General features: G+C 37.0%; 11 protein-coding genes and 1 pseudogene. 6 read left to right on the forward strand and 6 right to left on the reverse strand.

The window, feature by feature from the left end; all coding sequences use genetic code 11:
* Nucleotides 1-162: 162 nt before the first annotated feature.
* The 3 genes from A9G25_RS11555 to ettA all read left to right on the forward strand — a co-directional run bounded on the left by A9G25_RS11555 (nucleotide 163) and on the right by ettA (nucleotide 3,281).
* Entirely contained in the window at nucleotides 163-462 is a 300-nt protein-coding gene (locus A9G25_RS11555; RefSeq protein ID WP_065627028.1) for a hypothetical protein, read from the forward strand.
* Nucleotides 463-570: 108 nt separating this feature from the next.
* Entirely contained in the window at nucleotides 571-960 is a 390-nt protein-coding gene (locus A9G25_RS11560) for a hypothetical protein (protein ID WP_141675102.1), read from the forward strand.
* Nucleotides 961-1,613: 653 nt separating this feature from the next.
* The gene (ettA, locus tag A9G25_RS11565; protein WP_065627030.1) at nucleotides 1,614-3,281 is read left to right on the forward strand and encodes an energy-dependent translational throttle protein EttA; all 1,668 of its coding nucleotides are present in this window, start codon (nucleotides 1,614-1,616) and stop codon (nucleotides 3,279-3,281) included.
* A 92-nt stretch (nucleotides 3,282-3,373) separates the two neighbouring features.
* On the opposite strand, the gene A9G25_RS11570 is transcribed toward ettA, so the two are convergent.
* From A9G25_RS11570 to A9G25_RS11590, 5 genes are all read right to left on the reverse strand, one after another.
* Complete coding sequence (locus A9G25_RS11570) at nucleotides 3,374-5,002, reverse strand: DUF2813 domain-containing protein (protein ID WP_065627031.1); 1,629 nt, start codon at nucleotides 5,000-5,002, stop codon at nucleotides 3,374-3,376.
* 15 nt (nucleotides 5,003-5,017) lie between these two features.
* The gene (rfaP, locus tag A9G25_RS11575) at nucleotides 5,018-5,821 is read right to left on the reverse strand and encodes a lipopolysaccharide core heptose(I) kinase RfaP (protein WP_065627032.1); all 804 of its coding nucleotides are present in this window, start codon (nucleotides 5,819-5,821) and stop codon (nucleotides 5,018-5,020) included.
* Nucleotides 5,814-6,938, reverse strand: a complete 1,125-nt coding sequence (locus tag A9G25_RS11580) for a glycosyltransferase family 4 protein (RefSeq protein ID WP_065627033.1) — start codon at nucleotides 6,936-6,938, stop codon at nucleotides 5,814-5,816. Before A9G25_RS11580 ends, rfaP begins: the two co-directional genes overlap by 8 nt.
* A gap of 240 nt (nucleotides 6,939-7,178) precedes the next feature.
* Nucleotides 7,179-7,469, reverse strand: coding sequence for a YjeO family protein (locus A9G25_RS13465; RefSeq protein ID WP_081296742.1), 291 nt, complete (start codon nucleotides 7,467-7,469; stop codon nucleotides 7,179-7,181).
* A 9-nt stretch (nucleotides 7,470-7,478) separates the two neighbouring features.
* The gene (locus A9G25_RS11590; RefSeq protein ID WP_065627038.1) at nucleotides 7,479-8,405 is read right to left on the reverse strand and encodes a TIGR01212 family radical SAM protein; all 927 of its coding nucleotides are present in this window, start codon (nucleotides 8,403-8,405) and stop codon (nucleotides 7,479-7,481) included.
* Between the two features lie 221 nt (nucleotides 8,406-8,626).
* Between A9G25_RS11590 and glyA (A9G25_RS12465) the strand changes: the two are divergent.
* From glyA (A9G25_RS12465) to glyA (A9G25_RS11605), 3 genes and pseudogenes are all read left to right on the forward strand, one after another.
* Nucleotides 8,627-8,758, forward strand: a pseudogene (gene glyA / locus A9G25_RS12465) (serine hydroxymethyltransferase); the annotation flags it as partial.
* Between the two features lie 312 nt (nucleotides 8,759-9,070).
* The gene (locus A9G25_RS11600) at nucleotides 9,071-10,471 is read left to right on the forward strand and encodes a hypothetical protein (RefSeq protein ID WP_141675103.1); all 1,401 of its coding nucleotides are present in this window, start codon (nucleotides 9,071-9,073) and stop codon (nucleotides 10,469-10,471) included.
* A 927-nt stretch (nucleotides 10,472-11,398) separates the two neighbouring features.
* Nucleotides 11,399-12,655, forward strand: coding sequence for a serine hydroxymethyltransferase (gene glyA, locus A9G25_RS11605; protein WP_065627036.1), 1,257 nt, complete (start codon nucleotides 11,399-11,401; stop codon nucleotides 12,653-12,655).
* Between the two features lie 48 nt (nucleotides 12,656-12,703).
* Here glyA (A9G25_RS11605) and A9G25_RS11610 read toward each other — a convergent pair whose 3' ends face one another.
* A complete protein-coding gene (locus tag A9G25_RS11610; RefSeq protein WP_065627037.1) occupies nucleotides 12,704-14,881 on the reverse strand; it encodes a phage holin family protein in 2,178 nt (725 codons plus the stop codon).
* Between the last annotated feature and the right edge of the window lie 589 nt (nucleotides 14,882-15,470).

Here is a 15,470-nt window from a genome sequence, read left to right on the forward strand (position 1 = left end):
TATTATAATCGGATACGCCGTCATTCAGCCAATGGCTGGGTATCACCTGAACAATATGAACAACAATATTACCAAAACGAAAAAATGATAGAGGCGGGCACTGTCTAATATTTTGGCGAGGATCAGATATCGAATCCCGATTATTTTGAACCAAGTGCGCCATTGGTTTGTTATGCTCAACCTAATTTATCAAATGATTCCAGTAATAATACTGTATATAAAGATTTAGATGGTCCCGATTGGGTAAAAGGAAAAGGATTTGTTCCACAAGATATAAACAATCCACAACGTAATTTCCCATCGACAGGAACAAATAATGTTTATTTTTATTTATTATTAGCAAACGTAACGCCCGAAGAGATTATCTCAGCTAATGGCGCTAGAGTATTCCCTGAATCAGGGCGTGGAGTTAGTTTAGCTTTATCATCTGCACGAACACCGGGTTGGGGAAAAGGCTCATAAGATGTTGCTTTAAAGATAGTATTGAAAGGTCCTCCAAATAGTAGCGCTAATAAAAATTTTAGCCCCTCTACATTTAAACTTTATTCAGATAGAGCCAAAAGTAACATTTTGTATAGCTTTAAAATTGAAAGATGGTATATAGCCCAAGGGGTTGGTATAAATGCTTCAGCGAGTAAGACAAAAGATTATTGTAATCAAATTGGTTATCGGATGCCGAGTGTTGCAGATTATACTAATGCAAATAATGATGATATTTGGACTGGAGGTATTCCTGGAAGAAATATCAATGGTTATCGCCGACAATTAAGCTATCGCGGCGGTAATGGCAAGTGGATTGGCGGGCTATTTAATGAATGGGGAACTTTGTTTAATCATCCTAATCACTATTTAGGTCTTGACGACTGGGAAACTAAGCATCCTTATGATTGGTATTGGACAATCGATACATACAAGGGAAAATCAATTCGAGTCGATCTAGGGGGGGGATTTAGGTTATGAATTAACTTTTAACCTATACAGAGCTGCTTGTGTTAAGCCGTAGTTAAATTTGTTTATCTGTTCAGCAAATAGTTTGACTCTGTAATTTTTGAAGTTACATAGGTTATTACGAGTAAGTTAATTATAGAACTTACTCGCATTGTTTACAGTAATTTACGAAAAAACTGTAATAAATAGACATAAAAAAGCAAAATTAACACCTTATCACTGACTATTTATTAGCTATTATAATACGGTTAAACCGCATAAAGCAATTTTTGGGGAAAACGCCTTATGAGTTTTTAGAGGATTATTTTAATGATGAAGTGTAAACAACTCGATGTTTTCCTACATTAAAATAACCGCACTGTATTATTAACATTATTACATATTGCGGCTTTTTGGGAAGTAATATAAAACTATTTCTAGTATATATTCTTAATTAGCAATTTATTGATAATATATTTAAAAATAAAATGTTTTTACTAGACTTAAACAAATATAATCTCCCATTTTTTAATTCTATCAGTATTTAAGATACATTATTGTATAAGCAATTAGAGCATTCTTGTAAATAACCCTAGACCCAATCCTAAGAATCGCTACAATATACGCCATTAGTCATATAGCAAATACTTTTTGCTATTTTTAATCAATTAAACGGATGATGTTTTATGGCGCAATATGTTTATACCATGAATCGCGTAGGGAAGATTGTTCCTCCTAAACGCTATATTTTAAAAGATATTTCTTTAAGTTTTTTTCCAGGTGCAAAAATTGGTGTGCTGGGTTTGAATGGTGCAGGTAAATCAACGTTACTTCGCATTATGGCGGGTGTTGATACCGAAATTGAAGGGGAAGCACGTCCACAACCTGATATTAAAATTGGTTATTTACCCCAAGAACCGAAATTAGATCCTAAACAAACTGTGCGCGAAGCTGTAGAACAAGCCGTTGGTGATGCTAAACAAGCATTGGCTCGATTAGATGAAGTATATGCCGCTTATGCTGATCCTGATGCCGATTTTGACAAATTAGCCAAAGAACAAGCAGAGCTTGAAGCCATTATTCAATTGCAAGATGCTCACAATCTGGATAACCAGTTAGAGCGAGCCGCTGACGCACTACGTTTGCCAGATTGGGATGCGAAAATTGAAAATTTATCAGGTGGTGAACGCCGTCGAGTAGCAATTTGTCAATTATTACTTGAAAAGCCTGATATGTTATTAATGGATGAACCGACCAACCACTTAGATGCCGAATCGGTAGCATGGTTAGAACGATTCTTACATGACTACGAAGGTACGGTTGTTGCAGTAACTCACGATCGCTACTTCCTAGACAACGTTGCAGGTTGGATTTTAGAACTTGACCGTGGTGAAGGCATTCCATGGGAAGGCAACTACTCATCTTGGCTTGAACAAAAAGATCAGCGCCTAACACAAGAAGCCTCGACCGAATCGGCACGTCGTAAATCGATCGAAAAAGAACTCGAGTGGGTACGACAAAATCCGAAAGGGCGCCAAGCAAAAAGCAAAGCCCGCCTAGCTCGCTTTGAAGAACTCAACAGTAATGATTACCAAAAACGTAACGAAACTAACGAGCTCTTTATTCCAGCTGGACAGCGTTTAGGCGATAAAGTGATTGAAGTAAGCAATCTAACTAAATCGTATGGCGATCGTGTGCTGATTGATAACTTATCTTTTAGTATTCCTAAAGGGGCAATTGTTGGCATTATTGGTCCAAATGGAGCAGGGAAATCAACCCTATTTAGAATGCTATCAGGCAAAGAACAACCTGATTCAGGCACGATTACTTTGGGTGAAACAGTGCAACTTGCATCAGTTGATCAGTTCCGTGACAGTATGGACGACAAAAAAACAGTTTGGGACGAAATTTCAAACGGTCAAGATATTATGCGTATTGGCAATTTTGAAATACCAAGTCGTGCTTATGTTGGTCGTTTTAACTTTAAAGGTGTTGATCAGCAAAAGCGTGTAGGTGAACTTTCAGGTGGTGAACGTGGTCGTGTACATTTAGCTAAATTATTGCAAGTGGGTGGTAATGTATTACTACTTGATGAACCAACCAATGATTTAGATGTTGAAACGCTACGCGCGCTTGAAAATGCATTATTAGAGTTTCCGGGGTGTGCTTTAGTGATTTCCCATGACCGTTGGTTCTTAGATCGTATTGCGACCCATATTTTGGATTATCAAGACGAAGGTCATGTTGAATTCTTTGAAGGTAACTTTACCGAATACGAAGAATGGAAAAAGCGCACATTGGGTGCTGAAGCATTAGAGCCTAAACGTGCTAAATATAAACGAATCTCCAAATAGAATTAATTTTTATTTTATTCCGCCGATTTATATTGGCGGAATAGTTTTATCTTCTTGATAGCTATTTTAAATATTTTTCAAAATGTAATTATCTAAACTAACCCTTTAGATGAACTAATAATTCTCGAAAAAGTATCCATTAGCAAACGCGGTATAGCGTTTATACCACGTGATTTTGCATCATCACAAATGGCAATCGCAAGATCAGGTTTTGAACTTTTATGAATTGCTTTTTGAATAATTTGATGTACAGGCAGATCAATATGCTGTGTTGTATTATAAGCGGCAAGTTTATAGACATGACTAAAACCATGTTTAAATAAAAAGTTTTCAATGTCTCGCGCAGGCAAAACCGTTAAGTAATCATCAGGATTTTTATCTTCACCACATAACGATTTTACCGTATCGGCATATTTTTTACCCGCCATATCCCCATCAGTAATTACATACCAATGAATTCCCATTTTATTGGCATATTTTATAAGCGGTTTTAAACCACACTGAGCAAACTCAATAAGCTGAACTCCCTCTGAACTCAGATGATAACCACTTTGTTCAGCTAGTTCACGTAACAACCACACTTCGGTTTCGCCCTCGACTAACAACCAACATCGTGCAAATAAGGCATTTGATCGGCGATAAAGAATATGAAACGCAATACGGCGACTATCACTAACGCTTAATGAATGAGGTTCAATGTATTTGGCAATAATTTTATCTGGCAGACGAATTAAACGATAAAGGTTTTCTAATGAAAATAATGATACCAGATCACTTGAGTTAGACGTGATAATTTTTTGTGTAGGGAAGTTTTTTAGTAAGCGAAATGCAACTGATAAAATGATTGGATGTAACAAACTTTCAGGCTCTTCTAAAATTAAAATAGGCATTGAACTTTGTGAAAGTGAATAATTTCCTTTAGCATCAATAATAGAGCCGAAAATTCCTAAAAATACAGTTCGTAAATAATCATTATCAAGATTATCCAATACACCATTAATTTGTTCCAAAACATTCCAATCTTCTGTTCTTGGTGTACTTTTGGAATTTTTTTGTTTGTAATGATTGCGGTGTGCTTGATCGACAAAATAATACTCTAATAATGAGCGTGCGGCTTGTAGGCCTCGAGCTAATTCATCTTGGGTTAATTCGGCTGAATGGGCTTTTAGTTGGTTTGAAAGTTGGCTAATGTAGTGTTCGGATAATGGTTCGTTAGTAACAGTTAATTTCTCAGGATTAATTGCGTTTTTAAGTGTCATTACTGGATTTAGTTTGATTAATGTTGCAATTAATAATTTTTCGTTTTCTATATTAAAGGGATTGCCTTGTGCATTGAGCAATTTATGTTGTGTTATAATTTGGTTATCTTGTTTATGAGCAGAAATTTGATAAGTGATTCGATGCAGATTATCTTGGTGTGATTGATACGAAACTGAGCGTAATGGTTGATAATCTTGATTATTTAATTCATGTAAGTGTGATTGGCAATAAGTGATTTTAATAATAATATTATCGCCATAACATTGGTATTGATCATGATAAAAATCGGAATCGACAAATTGATAAAACGTGTTATCCAGTGATAACAATTGCAAAGAGCTGATTAAACTTGACCGCCCCCAACGATTTTCACCCATTAGTACGCTAGAACTTGCATTTAATTTTAAAGATAGTTGACTAATACCTTTAAATCCGGAAATATCAATTTGTTCAATAAACATAGCGTATCCTTATTGTTAAAGATGATACTTTTCTGTCCTTTTACGAATTCGTTCAACTTTTTGATGCGTGCTAGCTATTAGCTTAGATTCATTGCGCAAAATCGTTTTTAAAGGTTGATTAAAATACACTTTCAAAAAACGCCAAATATCACGATCAGTTAGCCCAATATTCATGGTTGAAAAATAAAGCCCGATTAAATCTTTATCACGCCAACGCACAGGAACCGTTTTACGAACCTGAGCACGGTGTAAATCAATCACCGATAATTTTATTTGCTGATGATTTTCAAAAAGCGGAATATCAAGCAAAAAGTGACACAAATAACAATCACGATGATTAACCCCAGCAGCATGCATTTGAGCCACCATTTTTGCCAAATAAATAACTAAAGAACGCTTTATATGATAGCTAGGTGGGTTAGTTAACCATGGCTTGGTAAAATCTTCTAAACTCACAGTCGGGTTAAGATCTCTTGTCACAATAAACGAATGACGAGTCAGCGGATTTAGCCCCTTACGACCAAATGCTCGCCCGTCCATCGTATTAACGCCAACTTGCTCCAAACGCTCGATCGCATCCCACTCTTGCTTAGCATCTAAAACAGGTAAACGTAACGAAATAAGATTCTTCACAATCTCTTTAATGGTTGTACCACGATGAATTTTAATAAAATACGATTCATCACCAAGCTCAAAATTCAACGTCTTACGTTGCTTAACCACTCGATAGACTTTGCCTGATATTAACTCAACTTCCGCAAACGGATCTTTATTTTTCCACAAAGCATCAAAAGGGGATTTTAACTTCAACTCATTCATAATGATCACAACCTAAAATAATATCTGCGGCACGATGGGCTAAATGATATAAATCAGTCGTTTTACCATAATGTATTGCATTGTTGTGCCAAGCTAGTAATTGATCGTGATCTGTGATGGCATTTTGTACCGCTTGATTGAGATCTGCTTGCACAAAAGGCTCGGCAAGGATCACCCCAGCATTGGCATCATCAATATGATAAGCATAGCCCGAAATGCTTGACACAATCACCGGCACCCCAGCGGCTAACCCTTCAATAAGCACCATACCAGCTGCTTCTTGTCTTGCTGGGTGCAATAGCAAATTTGCCGCAAATAAAAAGTCAGGGATATCATTACGGCCTGCGAAAAAACGTACTTGATACTCAATGCCGAGTTGCTTAGCCAGTTTTTGATAAGCTTCGGGATTATCCTGCCCCACTACTAAAAAAGTCACTTTTTGTTTTAAATCGCAAGGTAGTGCGGCAATGGCGGTTAAAGAACGATCTACTCCCTTCCGCTTAAAATCTGATCCAATTTGCACAATCACAAAATTATGTTCATCAATTTGATTGGCTTGCCTAAATTGCTTACCTTTAGCTAGCGACTCATAATTGTATTGGCGATCTTGCGCAATACCGGGTGGCAATAGGTAAAAGCGTGATGGATCAGTATGGTAATGGCGCTCAAAATCACTAATTTGCTGTTTTGTTAGTACCATAACTTTGGTTTGGCTATGTTGATTAAATACCGCATCTTCGAAAGCTAAATAATGCTTACAGCGTTTTGACAATTTATACAAAAAGCCCTTTTGTGAAACCTTTTCGGCATAACAAGTATCACCTGCAAAATAAACATCCAAATCAGGCATTTTATTAAAGCCAACTACACAATCAACAGGATTTACTTGTAAATGATCCTTCACCCAATGGTAATAAGATTGATTACGACTATGGTTGGATAAGCCCTTTTTAGGTACCAAAATAATGTCAAACCCACAAGGTACATCGCCTTGCCAATCCATGACATAAACACGAACATTATGTCCTCGATTTTGACAAGCTTTGGCTATTTGCAAAAAATCACGTTGCAAACCACCAAAAGGAAAATATTTATAAATACAAAAAGCCAGTTGCATGCAGATTGTCTCAAGTTTGAAAGGCGTATTATATACTTAGTATTTATTTGGGTGCAAAGTTTGATTTTTATAGACCAAAATTTGCTGGAAAATTTTGGTCATAGTGACAGTTGAATAAGCATACTGTCATTTGTAAAAATAATTCAAGAGTCTATACCATTATAATTTGGTTTTATTCTTAGTGTGAGTGCGTTACGCTATTGATAATCTCTCAAACTATAATAATTTTAAATGAAATTGTTAGCACCATTGAAAACGTAAAAAGAATGACCAAAAACAATAGAGAATAGCAAGGGACAAATAGATATATCTTATTTTTCTATTTTTTATAAAAAATAAACTCAAAATTAAGGGAATGGTAAGGATAAGAAAAACGTCTTCACTATTTCTTCCACCTAATGGTAACGTGCAAAGGTTGTCTGGATCACCTGTAAAAATCATCCATTCATATTTATTGGTTGAAAATAAATTAATAATTATTAATAAAAAGGCGAAGTGGATAAATGAAAGGATGTCCTTTTTCATAATCATTAAATCCACTTATGATTTAAAAAAGTAACTATCACCAATAGCACTACCTTGAGCACCAAACAGGCGTAAATTGTGATCAACGGCATTCATCGATTGCCAATGGTTTTCACACCAATCAGGAGCGAGTAGAGTTGGTTTTCTGGCATTAGCTGATATGCGATGATACAAAATATTGGCTGGCGTTTGGCGAATAATATCGCCAGCAATATCGACATATTCATCTAATGATAATACTGGAAGCCGCCCAGCCCGCCACGCTTTTGCCATAATACTACCTTCAACAATATGTAAAGGGTGTAATTTTAAACCGTCCACACCACAGTCGAGCACACGTTCAAGGGTTATAAAGTTATCTTGTTTGGTTTCTTTCGGTAAACCAATAATTAAGTGAGTACAGACCTTAATGCCAAATTTGCGTGCCTTTTGTACGGTTTGATAATAATCATCAAAAGTATGCCCTCGATTAATATTGTGTAAGGTTTTGTTATGAGCAGTTTGTAAACCAAGTTCTAACCAAACTTCATAGCCATTGGATTGATAATGCGCAAGCAAATCAAGTATTTCATCAGGAACACAATCAGGGCGAGTACCAACACAAAGCCCAACAATATCCGCACTATTCAGGGCTTCTTCATACATATTTTTTAGAATTTCAACCTCGGCGTAGGTGCTGGTATAAGCCTGAAAATAAGCAAGGTATCGTTTAGACTTTTTCATCTGTTGGGCTTGCGAGGTTAATTGTTCAGAAATTGATTTAACCTGAATAGATTCATCAATGATTGAGGCAACATTACAAAAAGTACAACCACCTTGACCAATAGTACCATCTCGATTGGGACAGCTAAAGCCACCATGTAAAGTAAGTTTATAGATTTTTTCGCCATAACGACGTTGTAAATCGGAACCAAATGTATTAACGACTAAATGAAGTTGCATTATAAACCAAATAAGATTTTTAATTATTTTAGCAATATGTCTTGTATTCCATATCTTATCCATAATACTACTTTTCAACAATATATAAATATTTTTTATAACCCAAAAAAAGATTGAAATTGAGCGCTGATTAAGTAAGGGTAACTAGTGTTGTTTTTTACACTGTGATGTGCGGTAAGTTTAAGGCTTGTTGTAATTAATAACTAGGAGTTAACATGTAACTCACCAATAAATATGCTGAAGGTTATTCTGGTAAACGTTATTACAGTGGTTGTGAATATGTTGATGTTGTTGAAAAATTGACAATTGATCGTGCTAAATGTTTCTTTAAATTTATTTACATTTCTTTACAAAAAAGTCCGCCAAAAAAACTAGTCAATCACCCCTTAAACGGCTATACTTTCATCGCTTCAGAAAAATGAGCTTATCAAACAAGCAAATAATTATAAAAAATTCAAATAAAACAAAATATTACTTGACAGGTGAAACGAAATGCAGTACCATTTTAGGCACAAGGCACAAGGCACAAGGACTGGCAAACCTATGTCTTAAATTTATCAAATAATCCTATTCGACAAGTTTTTACTCGAAACTTATTTATATTTTCGAAATTATCTCTCGAATTATTTTCGAAATTATCCACAAAACTATTTTCAAAAATTCCATTGGCATTAGCGCCGTTGTTGTTATTGCCGTACTCTTTAGAATCGCAGGCATTATCGGCCACGACTTCTGAGCGCATTCAAGGCACAGCACCTTATTTAACTATTGATGGCGGTGTTACTAAAGTGACTGATCTAAGGGAATTATTAGGTATTAAGTTATCGGATGGTCGAACATTCACACCGCAAAATAATCCTTCATCATCGACAGCGCTAATCAAGTTACCTAATGTAGGGGATACTTTTGCTGATATTGAAATGATAGTCCCGCCATCAAGCGACTCAATAAATATAAATGACTTAGTAACACAAGGTAAATGGGGCGATGATGATGGGGATGGACAGGGAGCAGGTGAAGTTACTGCATCAGGAAGTATATCGTTAGTAATAAAGGATAAAGATGGCAATACCGTTAATCGTAGTGATGCATTAGATATATGTAAAGCACCTTATAAGGTAACCTTAGATAGTTCAGAGGGAACTTTAGAGACTCGTTATGGCATGCCGAATAGTAGTACGTTTAGAGGAGGAACAGTGGAGTATTATATCACTTTACCGTCACAGCCCGTTATTTGTGCAGTCAGGCCGAATCTAAATGGAGGTACAAGCTTCTATGCAGGCCCATCTAATATATGGAGTCCTACTAAGGGTTTTTTAGTTCAGTCAACAAGTCCATCATCTTACGGTTTAAATTTTCCAACGACTGGTTTAGATGGCTTGTATTTTGATTTGCTTATTGCTGGGGTAGACGCAAGTCAGTTGCGTTGGACAATTAACACAAGTGGTAGTCTAAATGCAACAGTGAGTTGGAGAAGGCCGCTAACAGGAACATTCACAGCCCCAAGTGGGAGTGCTGTCCAAGCTGATGAATGGATTACGGATAAATCAAAATATGTAACACGGGTAACGTTGCATGGTCCAAGGGCAAGTAGTGGTCAAATAAACTCAAGTAATCCTAGTTCACTAACACGTCCATCTTTACCGCAAACCTTTGAGTTAGTCGGAAGGGATAGAAGTGGTAATGAGGTTCGTTATGGATTTGTATTAAGGCAGTGGTTCGTCAATCGGGGGACTCAATATCAACTTCATAGTGACCATTTAGCATGGTGTAATAGTTTGGGTTATCGAATGCCACGGGTAAGAGATTTAACCAATTCAAACTATAATAATTTAGGCGCCACGCCGTTGTCTGATTGGAATGGTTACAGGCGTCACATAGGCGCTGGCTTTTTCACGGAGTGGGGCAGCATGCTCAACTACGGCACTGATGCGGGCTTCGCCAGCTACGGCTACTCGACGAGCGACGCTACAGGTAGCGACCAGTTCGGTGTCTCCTCGCGCTACGGCACCGTCTACGTCAACAGTGCCAGCCCCTCCCGCTATGGCGTTTGCACCGCACCTTAGCTTTTAGCGTTTAGTTCTTAATCCTTAGGGCGCGGAAGGGGGTTACGGTGCTTGAGAGGATAATATAACAAAGAATAAAGCCCCAGCGTAAGTTGGGGCGTTTTCCTTAGGGTTGCGCTATTGTGGCAAAGCCACAATAGCGCCGCCCCCGCCGCCGACGCTGAAAGCGTGGCAGGTAGTCCAGTATTACGCTGTGGCGGTTTAAAGCTGTGGTCTATTTTAGTTCGGCAAGGTTTCGGACGTATTGACCTTTGGGGGAATAAAATAGCTATCGTGAATACGTCCTAGCAAGGGGAATTAGAGCGAACTCCTTTTGCAATCCAACGCTTTAGCGCATAATGTGTCTACGGCGCCCTTTCGCCGTCGCTCGGTCTTAACGTACCGTTTGTGGGATTACTCGTATCATCCTGATACTCGCCTTTTTGAGACCATCTTTGCTTTGCTCAGATGGTCAAATTTGTTCTAGACAAATTTGTCAGACGCAGCACAAACTCGCCAAACATCCCTATTTGGCGTGCTAACCTCACTCTGTTGTCGGCACATTCAGACGCCGAAACAAAACAGACAACATAACCTTGAGTGGTTTTTATAAGTTATTTTTTATAAAAAACAATACAGTTACCCTACAAAAGCAGGTTATATAAAATTATTGATTTTATTGTTTTTTTTATATGTTAAATAAAATCAGTATTCTTATGACTAGATTTGAATTGTTCAAATGATGCTATTAAGCAATGTTATTTATGTGAGTTATTTCTTTTAAAAGTTACAGTACTATTTTTATTGCAATGTATTAATATTACTTATAACTCATAAAAAAAGATTGAAATCGTTTGGTTGTTAAGTAACCATATGAGTGTAATGCCCATTTTTGCTAACGATAAAGCAAAATCTGACAAACTAAATAATTGATGATAAGGATCCAACATGTTTAGTAAAGATATGACTATTGCCGAGTACGATAAAGAACTGTGGGATGCGATAAAAGGTGAGGAACAGCGTCAAGAACATCATCTTGAACTGATCGCATCAGAAAACTATACCAGTCCACGTGTAATGCAAGCACAAGGCTCACAACTTACTAATAAATATGCTGAAGGTTATCCTGGCAAACGTTATTATGGTGGTTGTGAATATGTTGATGTTGTTGAAAAATTAGCAATTGATCGTGCTAAGGCTTTATTTGGTGCTGATTATGCTAATGTGCAACCGCATTCAGGTTCACAAGCTAATTTTGCCGTTTATATGGCGCTTTTAAATGCAGGCGATACGGTTTTAGGTATGAACCTGTCTGAAGGAGGGCATTTAACACACGGTTCGCCCGTTAACTTTTCAGGTAAACTTTATCATGTTGTGGATTATGGAGTTGATGATTCAGGGCGTATTGATTATGACAAGTTGGCTAAAACAGCCCAAGGATCTAAACCTAAAATGATTATTGGTGGATTTTCGGCTTATTCTGGGGTGGTGGATTGGCAACGTATGCGTGAAATAGCCGATAGTGTGCGTGCTTATTTATTTGTGGATATGGCGCATGTGGCAGGGCTAGTTGCGGCAGGTGTTTATCCAAATCCTGTTCCTTATGCACACGTTGTTACTACTACAACTCATAAAACTTTAGGTGGTCCTCGTGGCGGTTTGATTTTGGCTAAAGGTGGTAGTGAAGAATTATATAAAAAGTTAAATTCGGCTGTCTTTCCTGGAGCACAAGGTGGTCCTTTAATGCATGTAATTGCCGCTAAAGCAGTTGCGTTAAAAGAGGCGATGGAGCCTGAGTATAAAATCTATCAACAACAAGTGGTGAAAAACGCTAAAGCTATGGTCGAGGTGATTTTGCAACGTGGCTATAAAGTAGTTTCTGGTGAAACACAAAATCATCTGTTTTTAATTGATTTAGTCGATAAAAATATCACAGGTAAAGAAGCTGATGCGGCTTTAGGTAGTGCTAATATTACCGTTAATAAAAATAGTGTACCAAAAGATCCACAAAGTCCATTTGTAACATCTGGTGTGCGCATTGGTACGCCGGCTATTACCCGTCGAGGCTTTAAAGAAGCCGAATCGCGAGATTTAGCTAATTGGATTTGTGATGTTTTAGATAATATCGATGACGAGCAAAACATCCAAGCCGTGAAAGAAAAGGTGCTTGCAATTTGCCGTCGTTTGCCAGTTTATCAGCATTAATGGTTGTTTCATTTCGCCGATGGTTGTCGGCGAAATGGTTTTTTGCTTTTATTTACCAATATTGGCATTTGTGTCAGTTTTGTTTTGGGGTTGTTCTTGATTGTGTTGTTCGATATAGCGGTCAAGGTAACCTTCATGCCATAGCCAGCTTCCTGTAACTCCAACACCAAGTAAAATTGCTAACCAAAAAATAATAACTAGTTTGTTGTGACGTTGTTTCATTGGATCACGCAAATTACGTTTTGCATTGGTAGGGAGCTGGGCTTTGCTAGTGAGCAAGCTTCCTAGCATTAAGTTGATTTTGACTTGCCCATTAATTGCCCAACCAGATGCTTCTAGTAATGGTCCAAGTGTTCTTCGACGTAATTTTAACCATGCTAAAATAACAGAAGGACCTGAAATAATTAGAAATAACCCAATAAAAACTAAAGGTACTTGCCACCAAGCTAGCGCAAAAATGGCTTGGAATATTGTGGCTAATGCTGTTCCGATTGCGCCAATGGCTAAACCAATTGCAGCAAAAATTCCTACACTTTTACCAATATCAAATTTATTAGCTGGATTTTGTAGTGCTTGTTCACTTGATTTTTCGACATCGGTATCTTTGCTGCTTGCCCATTTGTTAATTTGTTCGGTAATCACACGCCCCATACGTTGATAAGGAGCCCAAATTGCTTGTTGGATGCTGATTGGCTTAGTGATTATTTTAACAACATTAGCATCCCAATCGTTACCTTCATTATCAATAAACACACCATTGCGACCTTCAATCAATAAATCACCTTGTCCTGCTGTCATTGCAGCTGCAATTAGCTGTTTTTCTCCATGCCTAGTGCATTCACAATAAAGTAAACATAATTCAGAATAATTTGCCATGGTTGCGTGTTTGGCAATATTATCGACCGCAACGCAAAGTGTCGCACAGCGGCCATCAATGTAGAGTTTACCAAGTTGAAATGCAGCTCGTGTTTCTGGTAGGAAAAAGTCCGCAAAAGAGACAAAGTTAACTAGCAAACGGTAAAGATGTTTATGAAATAGGACTAATTTTTCTAGCACTAGAATATCTGATGCGGATATCGGTGTTTGATTATCTTGTTCAACCATTTGCTCAAATTCAGTCAGTAAATCATTGTTAGCTAGGTTGGTAATGATGCTAATAGGAATATCATCTATACTGGCCGAAGGCTCAATTTCAACGGTTAATTGTACCACTTCGGGTTTAGCGTTAATAAGTGCAGTATAAGCTTGTAAACTTTGTTGAATATTTTGCCATTCTTGCAGTGTTAGTTGGTCAGGATTAGATAATGATGATTCTACTAATGTCTTAAATCGGCTGATTTTAGCTTTCCAAAGTGGATTTAGCCCATTGACTAGATCAAGAGTATTCGTTGTGCTGATTTTTGATAGCGGTAATTCGGCTAATTCATCTTCAGATAGTAATCCGTTTTGGATTGGTACAATATACTTTTCGTCTACATTGAGCGCTGCTTGGGCTTGCGGAGCGTATTGTGCTAATTCAACTCGTAAAAAATAATCATCAATTTTGGGTTTTAATAGTTGGATTAGCTTCCAAATTTCGGTGCTATTTTCACCGAAAGGTGTTTGGGTGTTGGCTATTTTGGTTTGCCATTCTAACCAGGTTTTTAGGTTGTTGACAAATGTGGTAGCTATGTTTAGATCAATGCCATCTTGCCCACTCATATCTTTTTGAGCACCAGTAGTTTTGATTGCTGTTGTAATAAACATTTGCATGTTTGGTGACAATTCGCTTGATGCAGGAAAGATCAAATCACCATTATAAAGTTTGTCAGCATTGATTTTTATTGATTGTTGTATATCATCTTGTGTTAAATAATCCACATTTTTTTTATTCAAGCTAACTAAAATGCTTTGTGCGGTCACCGATAATTTTTTCCCTTGCGGAGTCGATGAGTTAATTTGTGATAATGGTAGTGTTTCACTTGTATTGAAAATACTATCAAATGAAATAATTTTATCTTGAGTCCAGCTAATGGCATCTAAAATATCAGGTATGCGAATACGTCCGTCATTATCTGAATCGAGTAGAGATAAGGTTCGTTCATCAAAATCCAATCCTGTTGTTGGGCAACTTAGAGCGACCCATAATTTAGGATCTAAATCAGGTAAATTGATAATATCTCTGGCACTTTTAAATACAACTTGATCAAGCCCACCAACACGTTGAAATGTCCACATATGGCTCATAATAATCTCCACAAATAAATTTTATAATATCTTTATTGAAAGAAAACGCAGAGTTGTTTACACTTCATGATTAAAATAATCATCTAAAAACTCATAAGGTGTTTTCCCAGAAATCGCTTTATGCAGTTTAACCGTATTATAATAGTTAATAAATCGCTTAAGTTTTGTTGCCTATCTTTTGAATCTTTAAATATTTGCTGATTATGCCACATCTCCATTAAAGTTCGTATCACTCTTTCTGATTTTGCATTCATTTATTGGTAGTTAGATTTAGTGAATTTTTGGTTTATGCGATTATTATACATTTTAACAAATCGGTAACGGTTATCTTTATTTATGGTATAGGCGCCATATCCCATATCTTTGATAGGACGTTAACTTTGCTTTTATGTATATTTGTTACAGTGATCCTCGCCAAAAAAGTGGACAAAAGTTGCCTCTATGGTATAAACAAAAATCATAAGAGACAAATATCATGGTCAAAAAATTTAATATCGAATTCAAACAACAATCAGTGGATTATGCGTTATCTAATGCACACCTTTCTATCAGCGAACTTGCCAATCATCTAGGTGTGGGTAAATCAACC

Source organism: Gilliamella sp. Bif1-4, assembly GCF_001690535.1.
Lineage (GTDB): Bacteria > Pseudomonadota > Gammaproteobacteria > Enterobacterales > Orbaceae > Gilliamella > Gilliamella bombi.

Bases quoted from the DNA above. Each gene is read 5' to 3' on its own strand.
- ettA (WP_065627030.1), top strand. From the start codon at position 1,614: ATGGCGCAATATGTTTATACCATGAATCGCGTAGGGAAGATTGTTCCT.
- A9G25_RS11570 (WP_065627031.1), bottom strand. From the start codon at position 5,002: ATGTTTATTGAACAAATTGATATTTCCGGATTTAAAGGTATTAGTCAA.
- rfaP (WP_065627032.1), bottom strand. From the start codon at position 5,821: ATGAATGAGTTGAAGTTAAAATCCCCTTTTGATGCTTTGTGGAAAAAT.
- A9G25_RS11580 (WP_065627033.1), bottom strand. From the start codon at position 6,938: ATGCAACTGGCTTTTTGTATTTATAAATATTTTCCTTTTGGTGGTTTG.
- A9G25_RS13465 (WP_081296742.1), bottom strand. From the start codon at position 7,469: ATGATTATGAAAAAGGACATCCTTTCATTTATCCACTTCGCCTTTTTA.
- A9G25_RS11590 (WP_065627038.1), bottom strand. From the start codon at position 8,405: ATGCAACTTCATTTAGTCGTTAATACATTTGGTTCCGATTTACAACGT.
- glyA (WP_065627036.1), top strand. From the start codon at position 11,399: ATGTTTAGTAAAGATATGACTATTGCCGAGTACGATAAAGAACTGTGG.
- A9G25_RS11610 (WP_065627037.1), bottom strand. From the start codon at position 14,881: ATGAGCCATATGTGGACATTTCAACGTGTTGGTGGGCTTGATCAAGTT.